The organism is Pseudomonas sp. XS1P51, assembly GCF_054897845.1.
On record NZ_CM142707.1, the window covers coordinates 278,590 to 294,140 of the forward strand.

Here is a 15,551-nt window from a genome sequence, read left to right on the forward strand (position 1 = left end):
AGCCTGTGATCGTTAAGAGTGCTTAAGGTCGCCGTTACCGAAAGTCACCCAAGTTCGTAGCCAATGGCGCGAATTGTTCGCAGCAGCGAGCGTTCGTGACCCTTATCGATCTTGGTCCGCAGCTTGGACATGTGTACATCAATCAGATTGGTTTGCGGATCGAAATGGTAACCCCAGACCTTCTCCAGCAGCATGGTCCGCGGTACTGTCTGGCCGACATGCTCGGCTAGTACCTGCAGCAGGCGGAACTCCTTGTCGGTGAGATCGATGACCTGGCCGGCGCGCTTCACCCGGCGTAGGCCCAAGTCAATGAACAGATCCTCAACGTGCATCTGCTCCTCTATCCCGCTTTGTTGGCGCCGACGGGTCAGTACCTCCAGGCGCAGTAGTAGTTCGGTGTAGTCAAAGGGTTTACCCAGATAATCGTCGGCACCGGCGCGCAGGCCGTCTACGCGGTCGCTGGTCTGGTCGTTAGCTGAGAGAATCAGCACAGGTGGGCGTGCTGTGCTCTGCATCCGGTTGAGTACTTCGATTCCATCCATCTGCGGCAAAATACGGTCGAGCACCATGACGTCGAAAGCTTCTTGTCTGATCATCTGCAGAGCACTCTCGCCGTCGCCTACCAGACGGCATTGGTGACCAGAGGCGTGTAATTTGCTGCTCAACCAGTGGCTCACGGACACATCGTCCTCCACGATCAAAATACGCATGGACCCTCCTTTCTCAGACCTCAGATACTGTGAAATTACAGCTCCACAAATGATAATCGTTATCATCTATTCGTAATTATTGCCGACTATAATTCAGCGTGTCTATTTTTTTTGTATTGGCAGGCAACGTTCATGTCTTCGGAACGACGGATGCTGCAGCGTTGGAAAGGGCGTATTGGCGTGCGGATGGCCTGTCATGGGCGGGAGAGCCGAAAGCGAGGGGGCAAAAATTTGGATCAGTACAAATCTGCGCGATGAAGTCAAACCTGGCGATGAAGTCGGCCCCTCCTCATTTGTTCAGCGTTCATCTGTCCCGTAACGGTATCGAAGTGAACGGCTAGCTGTTCGATCCCTGAAGGGGGGAAGCTGGAGCCATGCCTGATCGGATCTAGCCAGGGCTTTTGGGTAAAATCAGCGGCACTGATGCTAGCCGAGTTGGCCGAAGTGATTGATAAGCGCGCCGATCATGTGACCGCCTTACGAAGCCGATGGCGGATGAACCGCAGCAGCACCTGCATGCCTTGGTGACGCGTCGCCGACAGCTTGTGCGGCTGCAAGTCGGTGCGCGCCAGCACAAGCATACCCCCATGTTGATATCCTTCCGGGGAGCGAATCGTCGAGCCGATGGACATGCTGAAGCGCTAAGTTCTGGTCACCGACGCCCGAGCCGCTGAACACCTGTACCGGCACCAACCCAATCTGAGGGCTCAGGTACAGAGTGTCAAAGGTGCAGGGCCGGCAACAACGGATGCGCTGATTTCCAAGCTGCTCGAGCTTGGGCATCTCAAGGTTAAGCAAGTATGCGCTTTGGTTGGGGTTGGGTCGATGAACCGGAACTCGGGAATGTTGGGCGGTAAATGCATGGCCTTTGGTGGACGGGCGAGGGGGCGCAGCTCGGTCCACATGGCGGTCATCGTCGCTATACGGCACAATGTAGGCGAGCTTGCTATATGCGGTTGGTAGCAGCAGGACAGTCCAAGAAGATCGCCATTAGTAGCTTACATGCGCACGCCTCTGATCATTCTGAGCGCCATGGTAAGGACGGGTAAAAGTCCGTGGAGAGAAGTTACCTCAGATGCTCAAGGCGAGCCAGAGGATGGCATTGTGGCAATACGAGGTTGTTGAGTGGGCTCGGTCACTCATGGTCGGTAACCGATCCAGCCTTTAAAGGTGAGTGCGCAATAAAACAACTCGATATCCACTAATCCGACCTCACTGAGCAGGTCGGCATCCTGCTGTGGGCAGTCGCTCCTTGACCGCTGCGATGCTGCTTCAGCTTGTGCCGTAGTAATCTGGACGAGACAGCGTATACAGCAGTGCACTTGAGCCATTAGAGCTGCGTTGGCGAAGCTTGTGGTGTGCGACGACAACGGGAGCGCTGGACGTGAGCCGGGGGCATTTCCTTTAACTTGAAGACAGGTCGCGCCATCTAAAGGCCGATGGGAGCACTGTCGATATAGCCTTCTTGGAAGCGCACGCGAGCCCCGATAGATCCGAGGGGTGTGCGGGCCAACTAGAGCATCTCGGGCGGACGGATCTATCCCGTCGAAGTGCTAGCCCGGCTGCATCTCGGAAGCCCTTCGACTCCAGCCCACCGACGGCGCCGGGCACCAGGATGCGGGTGTCAGCAGGTGCTTGTTCGGCAAGCAGCCCGCCGGCCATCCTTCGCTGGTCCCGAAGCTTGGGCACGATCCATACAATCTTCTCTGTATAGCTCGATACGGTCGTCGGATCGGAAAACGGGATCATCGTGTGCTGGTCCTCTCACGCACGGGGTAGTGCTCTCGGGCTAGGGCAGTGAACCGGTGTATCTGGGCGCCTGCCATGGCGCCGTAGCACTCCGCCAGCGACGCCGAATGAGGTACCTGGGCCACATCGCCGCAGGCGAATACTTCGGGTTCCGAGGTCTTCTTTTCGGTATCGGTGCGCACCTGCAGGTCCATGGGTGTTTCTTCCAGCGCGCAGCCCATCGCTTCGGCCAGAGAACTGGAGGGAGAGGTATGCTTCGTCGCGAATGAACAGGCCCGCAAAACGCAGCAGCCGACCATCGGTGTCTTTTACTGAAAGAGATCACCCTGAGTTCCAACGCCTTGGAAGAAGCTTTAGTGAGTGCTTAGAGATATTTTTTGAACGTCGTCGATGTGATCGCTACTGCTGCTCCAAGTAGTACTGCACAAGGCAAAAGCACAGCGATGGGGTTGAGCGAAAAGGGCAGGGATAGGTAAATGATCCAGGGCACGATCAACAGTGGTAACACTGCTCGCTTAGCGCGGTGATAGACAAAGCTGCTTTCTCGCCCCGCGCCAAATTTTCTCAGGTCGCGGCGCATCAAACCATCGACAAAACCGGTTAGTGTGGCCAACAAAAACAGTGGTGTGGCCAGGACCAGAATGGTCAGGCGCACCACGAAGGTGAAGGTGACATACACCGCCGCCAGCACGAAATTCTCAATGCTCACGTATAGCTGATTGGTCCAATTCCAGAAGCCGTTGCCCTGGCTCGACACCCGCGCCTGCCGGGCAAAATCCGCAAAGCCAGTCTTGACCAACAACCATTGGTTGAGGAAGTCCAGCAACTGGACAATCGTTCGCCCAGGCTGTTGGAGGATCAGTGAAGACTTGAAGTAATCACTGAGCCAACCCAATTCACTGGTCAGCATGGCCTGACTATGCCGCCAGCCCTGTTCACCCCAGAACAGCAGAAAACCGGCGAACTCGGTGAGGATTGAGAACAGCAGTGAGGTAACCAGCAAGCCGATGATGCGCAGGACCAGGCTGATGGCCGAGACGATTATTCCCGGATGCTGGATCGGTTGTGGTGGCGTGTTTTGGATATTGGTCGCCATTGTTCACCCCATTGCGCGGTGCAGAGTTGATGTCGTCACGACGTCTTCTGGATAGTTTTCTGCCGAATCGAAACCTGTGGCGAGGCTGGGCTACCCCACCTGATCCAGATCGAAGTTTGTTGTTGGACCGCCACCGCTTGCGCTCCACCATTGTCCTGCCTGCTCGTTATAGGTGGCCCGCATTCGCTGGGTAAGCTCCTGCAGGTCTTTGGGCATGGCATCGTCGTTGGAGGGCTTTGGCAACGGCATGCGGACTTTCCAGAGCTGGCCACCGGCCTGGAAGGAGAACATTTGCCCCTTGGGCAAACTGACGATGTGCGCAGGCTCGATCAGCGGCACACTGGTGCTGCTGACACGGTCCTGTGAGGACGAGGTGAAGTCGGTGTTGGCTTCAGGATCGGAGGTGTCTGTGGCTCCCGACACCAGGGTTTTGGTCAGCACATTGACCTTGGGCAACTGCAGGGTGAGCAGCTCCGCGGTCGCGGTTTCACGCACCCGCAGCATCTGCAGGGTGTTGAAATTGCCGATCACTTGGCCGGCCTTGGCGCGGTTGCCGATACGTGCTTCGATATCGCTAAGGGTCTGGGTGTAGGCGGTTACCTGGATACCGGCACCGCCACCCTTATTGATCAGTGGGATGAACTCATCACCCACAACTCGTTGAACTCATCGGCGTGCAGGTTGATCGGTAGCTTGTCACTGTTGTTACCCGATTGGGGCAGGCCATGGTCAATGCCATGTTTGTAGATGTGGCCCGCGACTGAGACCAAGTCGGCGAACATGGAGTTGCCCACAGCGGCGGCCACCTCGGCGTCGGTCAGCGCATCCAGACCGACGTAGACGATCCCGCGCTTACGGATGATCTGCATCCAATCGAAGATTGGTCGTGGGTCATTCAGATCGGTGTAATTCGGTGCCAGCAACTGGGCCGTCTTGCCGGTGGTGAGTTTCTCCAGCAGCGGCAGTAGGGAGGCAACGATTTTGTCGAAGCGGCGGATTCAACCGGTCGTCGCAACACTGGATTGTTGAATAGATTTTAGATACTTGTTCAGCGCTTCGGCAGGTGTTTTCCAGCCAAGTGTTTTTCGAGGTCTTGTGTTCAGCGCATGAGCTACAGCTTGGATCTCTTGGGCACTCCAGCGAGACAGGTCGGTGCCTTTCGGGAAATATTGCCGCAAAAGACCGTTCGTATTCTCGTTCGTGCCGCGCTGCCAAGGACTATAAGGGTCAGCAAAGAAGACCTTCACTCCGGACTCGATGGTAAATCGAGCGTGATCCGATAGTTCCTTTCCACGATCCCAAGTCAAAGATCGCCACAATTCGATGGGTAGGTCAGTCACCGTCTTCCTCAGTGCGTTGGCCATAGTGACAGCCCCGTAGCCGGCCAGCGCCGGGCCGTTCTTCGTTCGAGGAGTTAACCCATAACCTTCCTCGCGAGGCAGATGGACGAGCATGGTGAATCGAGTGGAGCGCTCGACCAGCGTTCCAATCGCGGATCGGTTCAGACCGATGATCAGGTCGCCCTCCCAATGCCCAGGTACAGCCCGGTCTTCCACCTCAGCAGGCCGACTGGAGATCATGACATCCTCGCTGACGTGCGCCCACGTTTTGGCCTGCGCCCTGGCTCTCGGCACGCGCAGCGCTCGCCCTGTGCGCAGGCAGCTCACTAGCTCGCGCTTGAGAGCCCCTCGCCCCTGAATATAGAGGGCCTGATATATGGCTTCGTGAGAGATGCGCATGGATTCATCGTCCGGAAAATCGATCTGTAGCCGGTTGGTAATTTGTTCGGGCGACCAGCCGTTGACCCATTTACGGTCACTGCGATGTGGTTTATTTCGGCCTTTGAAGGGAGCTTGTCGAGGCCCAACAATCTCACGGCCATCAGCATCGTGAACCTTACCCTCGAGACGGTCTTGCACGTAGTGACGCAGTCGCGGGTTAGTCACGAGTTTCGCTGGCTTCGGACTCTTGGCCACCAGTTCTGCCTTCCATTGCGCGACTGAAGCTCGATACTCAAGCCGACCGCAACGAGTTGCAGCATTACGTGTCAGCTCCCGTGAAACTGTCGATGGGCTTCGTCCAAGGCGACGAGCAATCTCACGCACGCCAACACTTTGCGCCCGAAGCAGACCAATCTCTTCTCGCTCTACGAACGATAAGTACCGTCCTGATATGTGGTTCGACATGAATAATGGCATCCCGCCCCGATGACGAAACCAGCGTGTGCCTACCGCTGATGATACGCCAACGGCCTCCGCTGCCTTTTCGCTTGTGATCCCGGTTGCGATCTGCTCCCAAAACAGCCGCTCGATTTCATTGCGAAGTGACGGCGCACCTGGCGAGCGCATCGCTCCTCGTCCGGTCAAATTTTGCATCCAGCCTGCGGGTCGTCCCATAAACACCTCGATCAAAGGTGTTGCGACGACCGGTTGAATCCGCCCAGTATGCGAGTCGTTTATTTCGTCAGCGGCTGTGGCGTTACCGTATGCGCCAGAGCATGAGTCGCCGGGGAAATTGCTGGGACTGCGCCGATGGAGCGTGTGTTCCGGAGTTTGAAAATCGAATGGATACCAACCACGGGCTACCGAACGGCCCAAGAGGCCCAGCGCGACATCAGTCATTTTTTGATGCATCGGTACAACTGGATTCGGCCCCATCAATTCAACGCTGGGCTCGCGCCAGCTCAGGCTGAGAAAAAACTTAACGTCGTGTCCGGGATTAGTTGACCACTACATCTGGACGTGAACAGGGAGTGCGGCAAGCAGATAGTTCTGTCGTGACCTAAGTGCATGGAACCTATAACACCACCGCTCAGAACCCCTGTTACAACTGTCGTTAAGAAGTTGATGTGACGCGCCCCTCATTAACTGCCGTAGATTTCGGGCAAGTCGCCAAAATGCGGTGTTCGATCCCATCGTCCAGCAGTCCCAACATCGCATCGGTGAGTAGCGTGCCATCCAGGCTGAGTGTGCGTGTTGCGTCTTCGTTTTGGCGCACCTCTATGTGGTAGAGGGTTGCACCGAACCAATAATGGAGGGTGAAGCCCGGCCAATCGGCTGGCAGCACCGGTTCAATGCGCAGCGAGTTGGCGCAGCGTGTCAGTCCCAGTAGTGATTCGACGATCAGGCGATACATCCAGCCAGCGGAGCCGGTGTACCAGGTCCAGCCGCCGCGTCCTGTGTGGGGTGCTACCCCGTAGACGTCGGCGGCCATCACGTAAGGCTCAACCTTGTACGTTTCGATTTGTGCAGCGCTGCGACGGCTGATGGGATTGATCATGCGCAGCAGCTCCCATGCCTTGTCGCTGTCGCCAAGACGGGCGAAGGCCATACTTGCCCAAACGGCAGCGTGAGTGTATTGGCCTCCATTCTCGCGTACGCCGGGTACGTAGCCTTTGATGTAACCGGGATCCAGTGCACCCTTGTCGAACGGCGGATCCAGTAACAACACCACGCCGGTATCGCGCCGGACCAAGTGCAGATCCAGTGAGTCCATGGCCGTTCGGCGCCGTACCTGCGACGCGGCCCCGGAGAGCACCGACCAGCTTTGCGCTATGGAGTCGATACGACATTCCTCGTTACTCGCCGCGCCCAATACCTGGCCGTCGTCGAAGTAAGCGCGGCGGTACCAAGCGCCATCCCAACCCTGATCTTCCAGGCTCACACGTAAAGTCGCCGCCTGCTCAGTACAACGCTGGGCGAAGACCATGTCACCTTCCAGCTGCGCAGTACTGGAGAATTGCAGCAGCACCTCGTAGCCGAAGAAGCCAAGCCACACGCTTTCACCACGGCCTTGCTCGCCGACCCGATTCATTCCGTCATTCCAGTCTCCGCACCCCATCAACGGCAGCCCATGGGAACCGCGCTTGAGGCCATGCTCAATGGCGCGAACGCAATGTTGGTAGAGGCTTTCCTGGAGTTGTGAAGTGCCGGGCAGATCGTAGTAGGACTCTTCGCCAGCAGTGAGTGCGCGTCCCTCGATATAACCCACCACTTCGCTCAGTACGCTACGATCACCGGTGATGTACACGTAGCGGCTGGTTGCCAGGGGCAACCAAAGAAAGTCGTCGGAACAGCCCGTTCGCACACCCCGACTTTGCGGTGGATGCCACCAGTGTTGTACGTCGCCTTCGGGGTACTGATGCGCGGCGCAGAGCAGCAGGTGGCAGCGCGCGGCAGCCGGGTCGGCATGGATCATTGCCATGCTGTCCTGCAATTGATCACGAAAGCCAATGGCTCCGCCGGATTGGTAATAACCGCTGCGTGCGCAGAAGCGGCACGCGATGACCTGATACATCAGCCAGCCGTTGACCAGCACATCGATGGCTGGATCGGGAGTCTGAATTTGTATGGCCCCCAAGGTCTTGCGCCAATGTATACGCACAGCGTCCAGTTCACCCGCCGCGGCCTTGGCGCCGCGGTATTTCTGTACCAGGCGAGTGGCTGATTTGGTGTCCTGTTCGGCGCCGAGGCGGAACACCACGTCCTGGCTTTCGCCGTCCGCCAGCTCCAGTGCGACCTGCATTGCCGCGCAGGGATCGAAGCCACCACCGCAACGTCCTGACAGCCGGGCACGAATCAATGCTGCCGGAGTTTGCAGGTTCCCGTTGCGACCAATAAATTCGGCACGATCGCCGCTAAAACTGCGCCCCGTCGAATCCGTGTCGAGAAAGGCGACGCGCCCGGAGAACTCGATCGAAAAGGCGTTGCGCGCGAACAGCGCGCCACTGAATGGGTCCACCTCCGTGACCACATGCATGGCCGACTTGCTGCGCAAATCCCCCAGTACCCACTCCACGTAGCACGTTGCCGACAAACGCCGCAGCCGGTCGCTGGTATTGCGAATTTTCAGGCGCGAGAATTTGATCGGTGCATCCAGTGCCACATAGACCCACAACTCGGTATGGATGCCGTCCTCTTCATACTCGAATACGCTGTAGCCGAAACCGTGACGAGTACGGTAAACGCCACTACCTGGGCAGGGTTGTGGGGTCGGCGACCAGAAGTGGCCGGTCTCTTCGTCGCGCAGGTACAACGCCTCACCGCTGGGGTCAGAGATCGGGTCGTTATGCCAAGGGGTGAGACGATATTCGTGAGCATTCTCGCTCCAGGTGTAAGCACCGCCACTTTCGGAAATCACCGTGCCAAATTGCGCATTGGCCAGCACATTGGCCCAAGGCGCTGGTGTGGGTTGGCCTGGTCGCAGGGTCACTACGTATTCGCTACCGTCCGGGCTGAAGCCACCGTAGGGATTGTTCAATATCAAGGCAGGGTCGGTTTGTGTGGCACCGACCACAGGTGGTTGCTCCACTCGCACAAGACTCGGTTCGAGCCTGGGGAGCAGAGGGTCCGCGCGGCGCCGATGGACCTGATCGGCCAGGCTGCCGTGGCCGTCATTGAGTACCAGGCGGGCCACCGATAGCATCAGTGTCCGGTCCTCGCCCGACAACTGTTGTGCCGGTCGCACAAAAATCCCGCCAGGACGGTCGACCAGGCTCGCTTCACTGCCCGAGGTGACCAGTCCCATAATCAGGTCTTGCAGTTGCTGGCGATAGCCGGCCTGGTCCTCGTTCCAGATCACCAGATCTACCGACAGGCCTTTCTGATGCCAATAGGCATGAGCTTTGACCATCTGCTGTACAAACTCGATGTTAGCCAGATCGCTGATCTGCAGCAGCACGATGGGCAAGTCACCCGATATCGCCTGGCCCCAGAGGCCGGACTGGTTGCGCCGGTTGGCCAGCAGCACGCTGCTCTCGGCCCGCAATGCAGCGCTGGCGTAGATGATCGACGCGGCCATCTGCTCGAACAAACGCGCGTCGCCCAATGACGCGTTAAGCTGGCGCAGCAGCACCTGGCTATGGGTCCAGGCCAAGTCAAAGACGCGATCGGCCAGATGGCGGTCGCGGTACTTGTCGATCAGGTGCAGGCAGTTGTCGCGGCTGTCGGCAAGGCCGGTCACCAAGTCGATGGTCGCCGTCTGACCGGGATCCAGGGTGATGCGACAACGTATCGCTACAATCGGATCAAGTACCGGGCCGGCGGTTCCTGATAATTGTTCGACCTCATCATCCATTGCCGCCGGGGCCACGACACTGCGCCCACGACCGATAAAGCGCGCACGGTCGGTCTCGTAGGAGATCGCATCGACATCTACACCGTGCGCTGCCAGCAAATGACACATCCAGGGCACTGTTTCCTGGCTGGAGCGCGGCCGACGGGTGCAGATGATTGCCTGCAGCGGGCGCAACAGCTCGGTCTGCACGAACAGATTGCTGAAGGCCGGGTGCATCGCATCACTGATGGCCGAAGCCAGCACTACCTCGGCGTAGCTGGTGAGCTCAATACTGCGGCGCACTCGCGCGCGGTTGGTGATGTGCAAGCGGCGCAACTCGATGTCGTCTTCCGGTGATACGACGATTTCGGTATGAGTGTCGAAGTCTTGCTCACGTACACGGAATTCGGCACGGGCATCAGTGAAGATGGCTTCGTAGCTTTCCGGATGGCGCAATGTCGGTTGGTGCGCGGCGGACCAGAATGTGCCGCTTGCAACATCGCGCAGGTAACAGAACATGCCCCAGTTGTCGCAGGTGAAGTCTTCATGCCAACGGGTGACAGCAATCTCGTTGCTGCGGCTGTAACCTGCGCCAGCACTGCTGACCATCACATGGTAGCGGCCGTTGGAGAGCAACTGCACCGCAGGGCGTTTGCGGTCAGGATCGGGAAAGACCCGCAGCTTGGTTTCATGTATTCGTGATGCCCGGTCCGCAGCCGGCGCGCTTGCGGCATGCAGGTACTGTGCGGCGGTCTTCGGCACACGCTCCTGCAACAGCAGGGCGGTCGCCTGGAATTGTGGGTCGGATTCGAAACGTCGCTGCATTGGCCGGTCGAGTAGCAGGCAAGTCAGCGCCAGCAGGCTCATGCCCTGATGGTGTGCCATGAAGGAATAGACGACTGCGCAACGCTGCCCGCGTTGCAAGCGCGCCTCGGTGAAATCCACGGCTTCATACAGACCGTAGCGCCCGGCCAGGCCCAGCGCGGCAAGTCGCTGCAGGTTCCGGCACGAGGCCTCGGGGGCCACCATCAGCGCCAGGGCGCTGGCATAGGGAGCGACAACGGTGTCCGCGCCAAGGCCTCGCTTGAGTCCCAGGCCTGGTACACCGAATGCGCGATACTGGTAGTTGAAGTGAGCATCCTGAATGTTGTAACCCGACTCGGAAACCCCCCAGGGAATATCCAACTGATTGCCGTGCTCTATCTGCAAGGCGACCGCTGCGCGGCAGGTCTGGTCGAGCAGGGTGCCTTCATAGTTGGGCATTACCAGCATAGGCATCAGGTACTCGAACATCGAGCCGGACCAGGACAGCAGCACGGGTAGGCCACCGTTGCTGCTGAGCAGTCTTCCAAGGCTGAACCAACCTTCCTGAGGTAACTGGCCTTGGGCGATAACCACAAAGTTGGTCAGTCGCACCTCCGAGGCCAGCAAGTCGTAATAACCGGTATCCAGCTTGCGCTCGTCGGCGTTATAGCCAATGGCGAAAAGATCGCGCGGGGCATCATAGAGAAAGGTGAAGTCCATGTTCGCCATGGCGCCGACCAGATTGGCCAGGCGGGTGACCGTGGCAATGCGCTGTACAGCCAGGCGCTGCACGGACGTCACTTGAGCCTGCTGAGCCGGCAACCAGCGAGCGACATCGAGTTGCGCCAACTGGCGCCAGCTGAGTGCCAACGGCTCTGCCCTGTCAATGGCGGGCGGCAGTCTGAAGCTCAGCAGCTCGGCCTGCAGATCCTGACATTGTGCGCGCAGCGCCTCGAGCCAGAAGGCGGCTTCGCCGACCGTCGCCAAGTGGCTGAGGGCAGTGGGTGCACTCATGCGCTCCAGCAAGGTCAGGAGAGTCTCGGTGGCATCGTCAGGGCTCGAAACAACCCGAACCTGCGCCGCGAGCGCTTCGCCTTGCAGAGTTCGCACATCGTGGTCGTCCAGACCCGCTGCGAGGAGGGTGTCTTGCAGCACATCCAGGGTGTCGATCAGCCCGTTGACCACCCGCAGATCAAGCAGTGGCGCATCCATCAAGTCCAGCAGCCCAGGGCGCAAGGTCAGTAGCAGTCCTGCCAGATTCCCGCTATCCACCGTCGATACGTAGTGCGGTGGCAAGGGCTTGAGCGTCAAGGTGTCATACCAGTTGTAGAAGTGCCGGCGGTAGCTCTCCAGGCCGGCCATGCTGGACAAGGACTGATCGAGGCGCTCCAGCAACCGTCCGCCACTCAGATAGCCAAAGTCGTGCGCCGCCACGTGGGACAGCAGCGCCATGCCCATGTTGGTCGGCGATGTACGGTGTGCAATGGCGGGGCGGGGCTGCTCCTGGATGTTGTCGGGGGGTAACCAGTTGTCGGCCGGACCGACGTATTGATCGAAGAACGCCCAGGTTTTGCGCGCCAGGGATCGCAGGAAGCGCAGCTCCTGCGCTGAAGGATTGAATTGCGCTCGGGGGGAAGGCCGACTGAGCCACCAGGCGACGGCCGGGCTCGTCAGCCACAGCAGCAAAAATGGTCCGGCCAGGGCGAGCAGATTCGGAGTGGGTAGTAACAGTGCTAAAAGGACCGTTGTCAGCAATGGGGCTATCCACATTGCGCGGTACAGCTGCGACAGCTTGTTGCTGTCGCTGCGTTCTACTTCCCGTGAAGGGTTCCACTGCAACAGACGACGCTTGCTGATCAGCATGCGCCACAGCGTACGGCCGATCGCATCCAGGCTGTATAAGGCTTCGAACGGCAGCCAGACCAGAGGAAGTATCGCCCGCGCAAAGTGTTGGCTGGAGGCGCCAAGGGCCGCCGTCAGATGCTGCTCGATCGGAACGTCGACGGTTTTGTGCATCAGCTCCTGCAAGGTGCTCGACAGCGGTTGGATCAGTACCAGGATAAGCACCATGAAGGTCCACGAAAGAGGCTGCATTGCTCCAAGCCAGCCCCACAGCAACATTGCCAGGAAAGCGCTCGGCTCCAGACTGCGCCGAAGGTTGTCAAAGATTTTCCAGCGAGCCACGGCGCAAAGGCGATTGCGCTCCAGCCCTCCACCTGCCTTGGGCGTCCAGGGCATGACCCATGGCAGCAACTGCCAGTCTCCGCGAATCCAGCGATGCCGGCGCTTGACGTCGGCGCTGTAACAGGCGGGGTATTCTTCGAACAATTGCACGTCGCTGAGTAACCCCGAACGGGCATAACAACCCTCTATCAGATCGTGACTAAGGATGCGGTTCTCCGGGAAACAGCCTTCCAGAGCGTACTCGAAAGCATCCACGGCGTAGATCCCTTTGCCAATGAATGAACCGTGCTGGAAAAGATCCTGATAGACGTCCGAAACAGCACGGGTGTAGGGATCGACGCCTGCATCGCTCCCGAACAGCCGGGCATAGGAAGAGCGTGCAGTGCTCGGCAGACTGATGCCCACTCGCGGTTGCAAAATCGCATAACCGCTGCTGATATGGCCCTGATGCGGATCGAACACGGGGTGATTTAGCGGGTGCTCCATCGCGCCGATACATTGCTGTGCAACATCACGCGGAAGTTGGGTATCAGTGTCGAGGGTGATCACGTAACGAACCGGAGTCAGTGTCTGGATATCGCCAACGATCAGTGAAAAGCACTCCTGGCCACGGCCCCTCAGCAGGGCGTTGAGCTCGGCGAGTTTGCCGCGTTTGCGCTCATAACCCATCCAGGTCTGCTCTGCCTCGTTCCAGCGTCTTGGTCGGTGCAACAGGAAAAATCGGTCATTGTGTGGGTCGGGGTATTTCTGATTTAACGCTTCTATCAGCCGCCGTGCCAGCAACAGCAGACTCGCATCCTGCTCCAGCTCCCGGGTGGGGGCATCCATGAAATCGGTGAGCAGGGCGAAGTGCAGATTGGCATCCCGATTGGCCAGGAAGCGTACTTCCAGGCCTTCGACCAACTCTTCGACATCCACGCAATGGGCTATCAGGGTGGGAATGACCACCAACGTGCGCGCTTGCACCGGGATACCCTGGCTGTAGTCCAGTCGGGGAAGAATGCAGGGGGGCATGGTGAGAGTGATCAGCCAATTGACCAGCCCGATGGCCAGGCGGCTGGACATCAGCAGCGTGGGTATCGCGAGCAATGCCAGCAGGTATCCAGGCCTTGCGTCGCGATAAACGGCCTCAAGGAAAGGCCAGGCGAACAGCGTTGACAGGATCAGCACCAGACCCAAGTAGAAGGTCAGCGGTGCGCGAAACAGCAGGCGTGCCCATTGCTCGCCCAAGGGCACTCGAGCGGCGATTCGATGCTCGAGCTCATTGAGCCCAGGACCCACCAGGTAGTAACCCACATGTCCGGCCACGTCGCCCTCGGGCGGTGGCCTTACCCGGGCATCGGCCAGGGCGATGGCCGCTCGCGCGACGTTTTCTTCAGCCTGGTCACAGTTCTTCGCCAAGCGTTCGACCACATGCCGATAGTGATCGCGGGTGGCGAAATCCATCCGCGCGTAGATCCCTGCCGGGTCTGTGCGCAACACGTGCTCGACGTGGCTCAGATGTTCGACGAACTCCTGCCAGTCGGTGGCCGACAGCAGGCGCAAGCTGGCGATGCTGTTGCTGATGGACACCTGATTGGCGGCTTGCTGCTGGGCATCCACCTGCACCTGGCGCTCGATATTGAGCCCTGATTCGCTGAGCATCTGCTCGATCCAGGCCAACGGCAGTATCAGCGCGGCACTTTGCCCTTGTAACCGTCGCGCCAGTTCAGCGACGAATGATGAGGTCATCGGCGGCCCCGAACGCGCCATGTCAGCCACCGTCAGGACCACGCTTTTGGCATCGCGTTCGGCGGTTTCGATCAAGTGATCGGCCCAGTCATTGGCCAGGTTGCGGTCATCCCAGTTAGCCATGACGCGCGAGGCTACTCGCCGCAGATTCTCGATCAGTGCCAGGCGCAGCATGATCGGAATCGCCCACAACTCGCCGAGCGTCAGTGGTGTGATCGCCTGATAGAACTCTACAAAACGGCTCAGACTCTCCTCATCGACCCTGCCGTCGCCATGTGAAATGGTCTCCAGAGCGATGTCGTAGACCCGTGGCATTCCGGCCGACTGGCCATCGGCCAATTGCGGTAACTCACGGCTGTAGCCTCGGGGTAGGTGAGACTTGGTGGTGCGGATTTGTTCTTCGACCAGGTAATAATTGTCCAGCAACCATTCCGCTGCCGGTGTTGTACGCCGGGCGGACAACGGTGCAGCAGTGAGCGCCTTGCAGCTACTGGCTAGCGTCGCCTCGTTGTCGGCCAGGCGCGCAAGCAGCGAGTCTTTCGCCGTGCGGCCGCTAATACGGTGCTGTTGGGCCAGTAGCGTTCCATGGCTGGCCATCTGTTCGGCGCTGAACAACTCCGAGCGCAGCAGTGGTTCGTACTCGAATTTACGACGTGATTCGCGCCACTGGCGATAGTAAAAGGCAGGCAGACGCCAGAACCGGAAGAAGACGTGGGTCCAATGACTGTCCATGTTTCCTTGCATGACACGCCCTCGACGAATGGAGTGATGAGGGTGGCAGTGCTCCCGACGCAGGTTGTGACCTGATGGCTGCGTCACGAGCACGTTGCAGCACACAACTGCGGCAGGCTTCGAGTCTGCCAAAGGGGGCTGGCCGATGTTTGTATGCTAGCGAGCATAGCTGCGTCAGCGGATGCTCGGAATGTAATGTCACCTGGCTTGCGACATAACTGACGTTGGCGTCACACCGTCGCAGTGCAGGGCTTGAGAGTGCACTTCACTACGTCGCACCGGTAGGGGAAAACGAAGAATACATTCAGCACGGGATGCGCAATATCGCACCGTATCTGCACGATGGGCGGGTTCCTGTTTAAACAGACTTCCAGACAAGGAAAACGAATTCGCACCGATAACCGCCGAGCTTTTTCAGGATGGGCTAACGCGAACCCATACCGACGTACGAAATTCGATGAGTTCGCGCTTGTTGTGGAGGGGGCTTTCAC

Annotated in this window: 5 protein-coding genes and 2 pseudogenes; 2 read left to right on the forward strand and 5 right to left on the reverse strand. The window is 58.7% G+C overall.

Annotated features, from left to right (window positions below; all coding sequences use genetic code 11):
* Nucleotides 1–44: 44 nt before the first annotated feature.
* On the reverse strand, nucleotides 45–710 hold the full coding sequence (locus ACYZUD_RS01390; protein WP_462022256.1) for a response regulator transcription factor: 666 nt from the start codon (nucleotides 708–710) through the stop codon (nucleotides 45–47).
* Between the two features lie 765 nt (nucleotides 711–1,475).
* On the opposite strand from ACYZUD_RS01390, the gene ACYZUD_RS01395 reads away from it, so the two are divergent.
* Complete coding sequence (locus ACYZUD_RS01395; RefSeq protein WP_462025161.1) at nucleotides 1,476–1,673, forward strand: hypothetical protein; 198 nt, start codon at nucleotides 1,476–1,478, stop codon at nucleotides 1,671–1,673.
* A 1,150-nt stretch (nucleotides 1,674–2,823) separates the two neighbouring features.
* Here the strand turns inward: ACYZUD_RS01395 and ACYZUD_RS01400 are convergent.
* From ACYZUD_RS01400 to ACYZUD_RS01410, 3 genes and pseudogenes are all read right to left on the reverse strand, one after another.
* Nucleotides 2,824–3,555 (reverse strand): TIGR03747 family integrating conjugative element membrane protein, encoded by a 732-nt coding sequence (locus tag ACYZUD_RS01400; protein WP_462022257.1) that lies wholly within the window; start codon nucleotides 3,553–3,555, stop codon nucleotides 2,824–2,826.
* Nucleotides 3,556–3,645: 90 nt separating this feature from the next.
* Nucleotides 3,646–4,544 (reverse strand): annotated as a pseudogene (traD, locus tag ACYZUD_RS01405) (conjugative transfer system coupling protein TraD); the annotation flags it as partial.
* 9 nt (nucleotides 4,545–4,553) lie between these two features.
* Nucleotides 4,554–5,930, reverse strand: a complete 1,377-nt coding sequence (locus ACYZUD_RS01410) for an IS30 family transposase (protein ID WP_462022258.1) — start codon at nucleotides 5,928–5,930, stop codon at nucleotides 4,554–4,556.
* Between the two features lie 56 nt (nucleotides 5,931–5,986).
* Between ACYZUD_RS01410 and ACYZUD_RS01415 the strand changes: the two are divergent.
* Nucleotides 5,987–6,281 (forward strand): annotated as a pseudogene (locus ACYZUD_RS01415) (integrase core domain-containing protein); the annotation flags it as partial.
* 109 nt (nucleotides 6,282–6,390) lie between these two features.
* Here ACYZUD_RS01415 and ACYZUD_RS01420 read toward each other — a convergent pair.
* Nucleotides 6,391–15,060 carry a GH36-type glycosyl hydrolase domain-containing protein gene (locus ACYZUD_RS01420; protein ID WP_462025162.1) on the reverse strand — a complete coding sequence of 2,890 codons (8,670 nt, stop codon included), beginning with the start codon at nucleotides 15,058–15,060 and terminating at the stop codon, nucleotides 6,391–6,393.
* Nucleotides 15,061–15,551 lie beyond the last annotated feature (491 nt).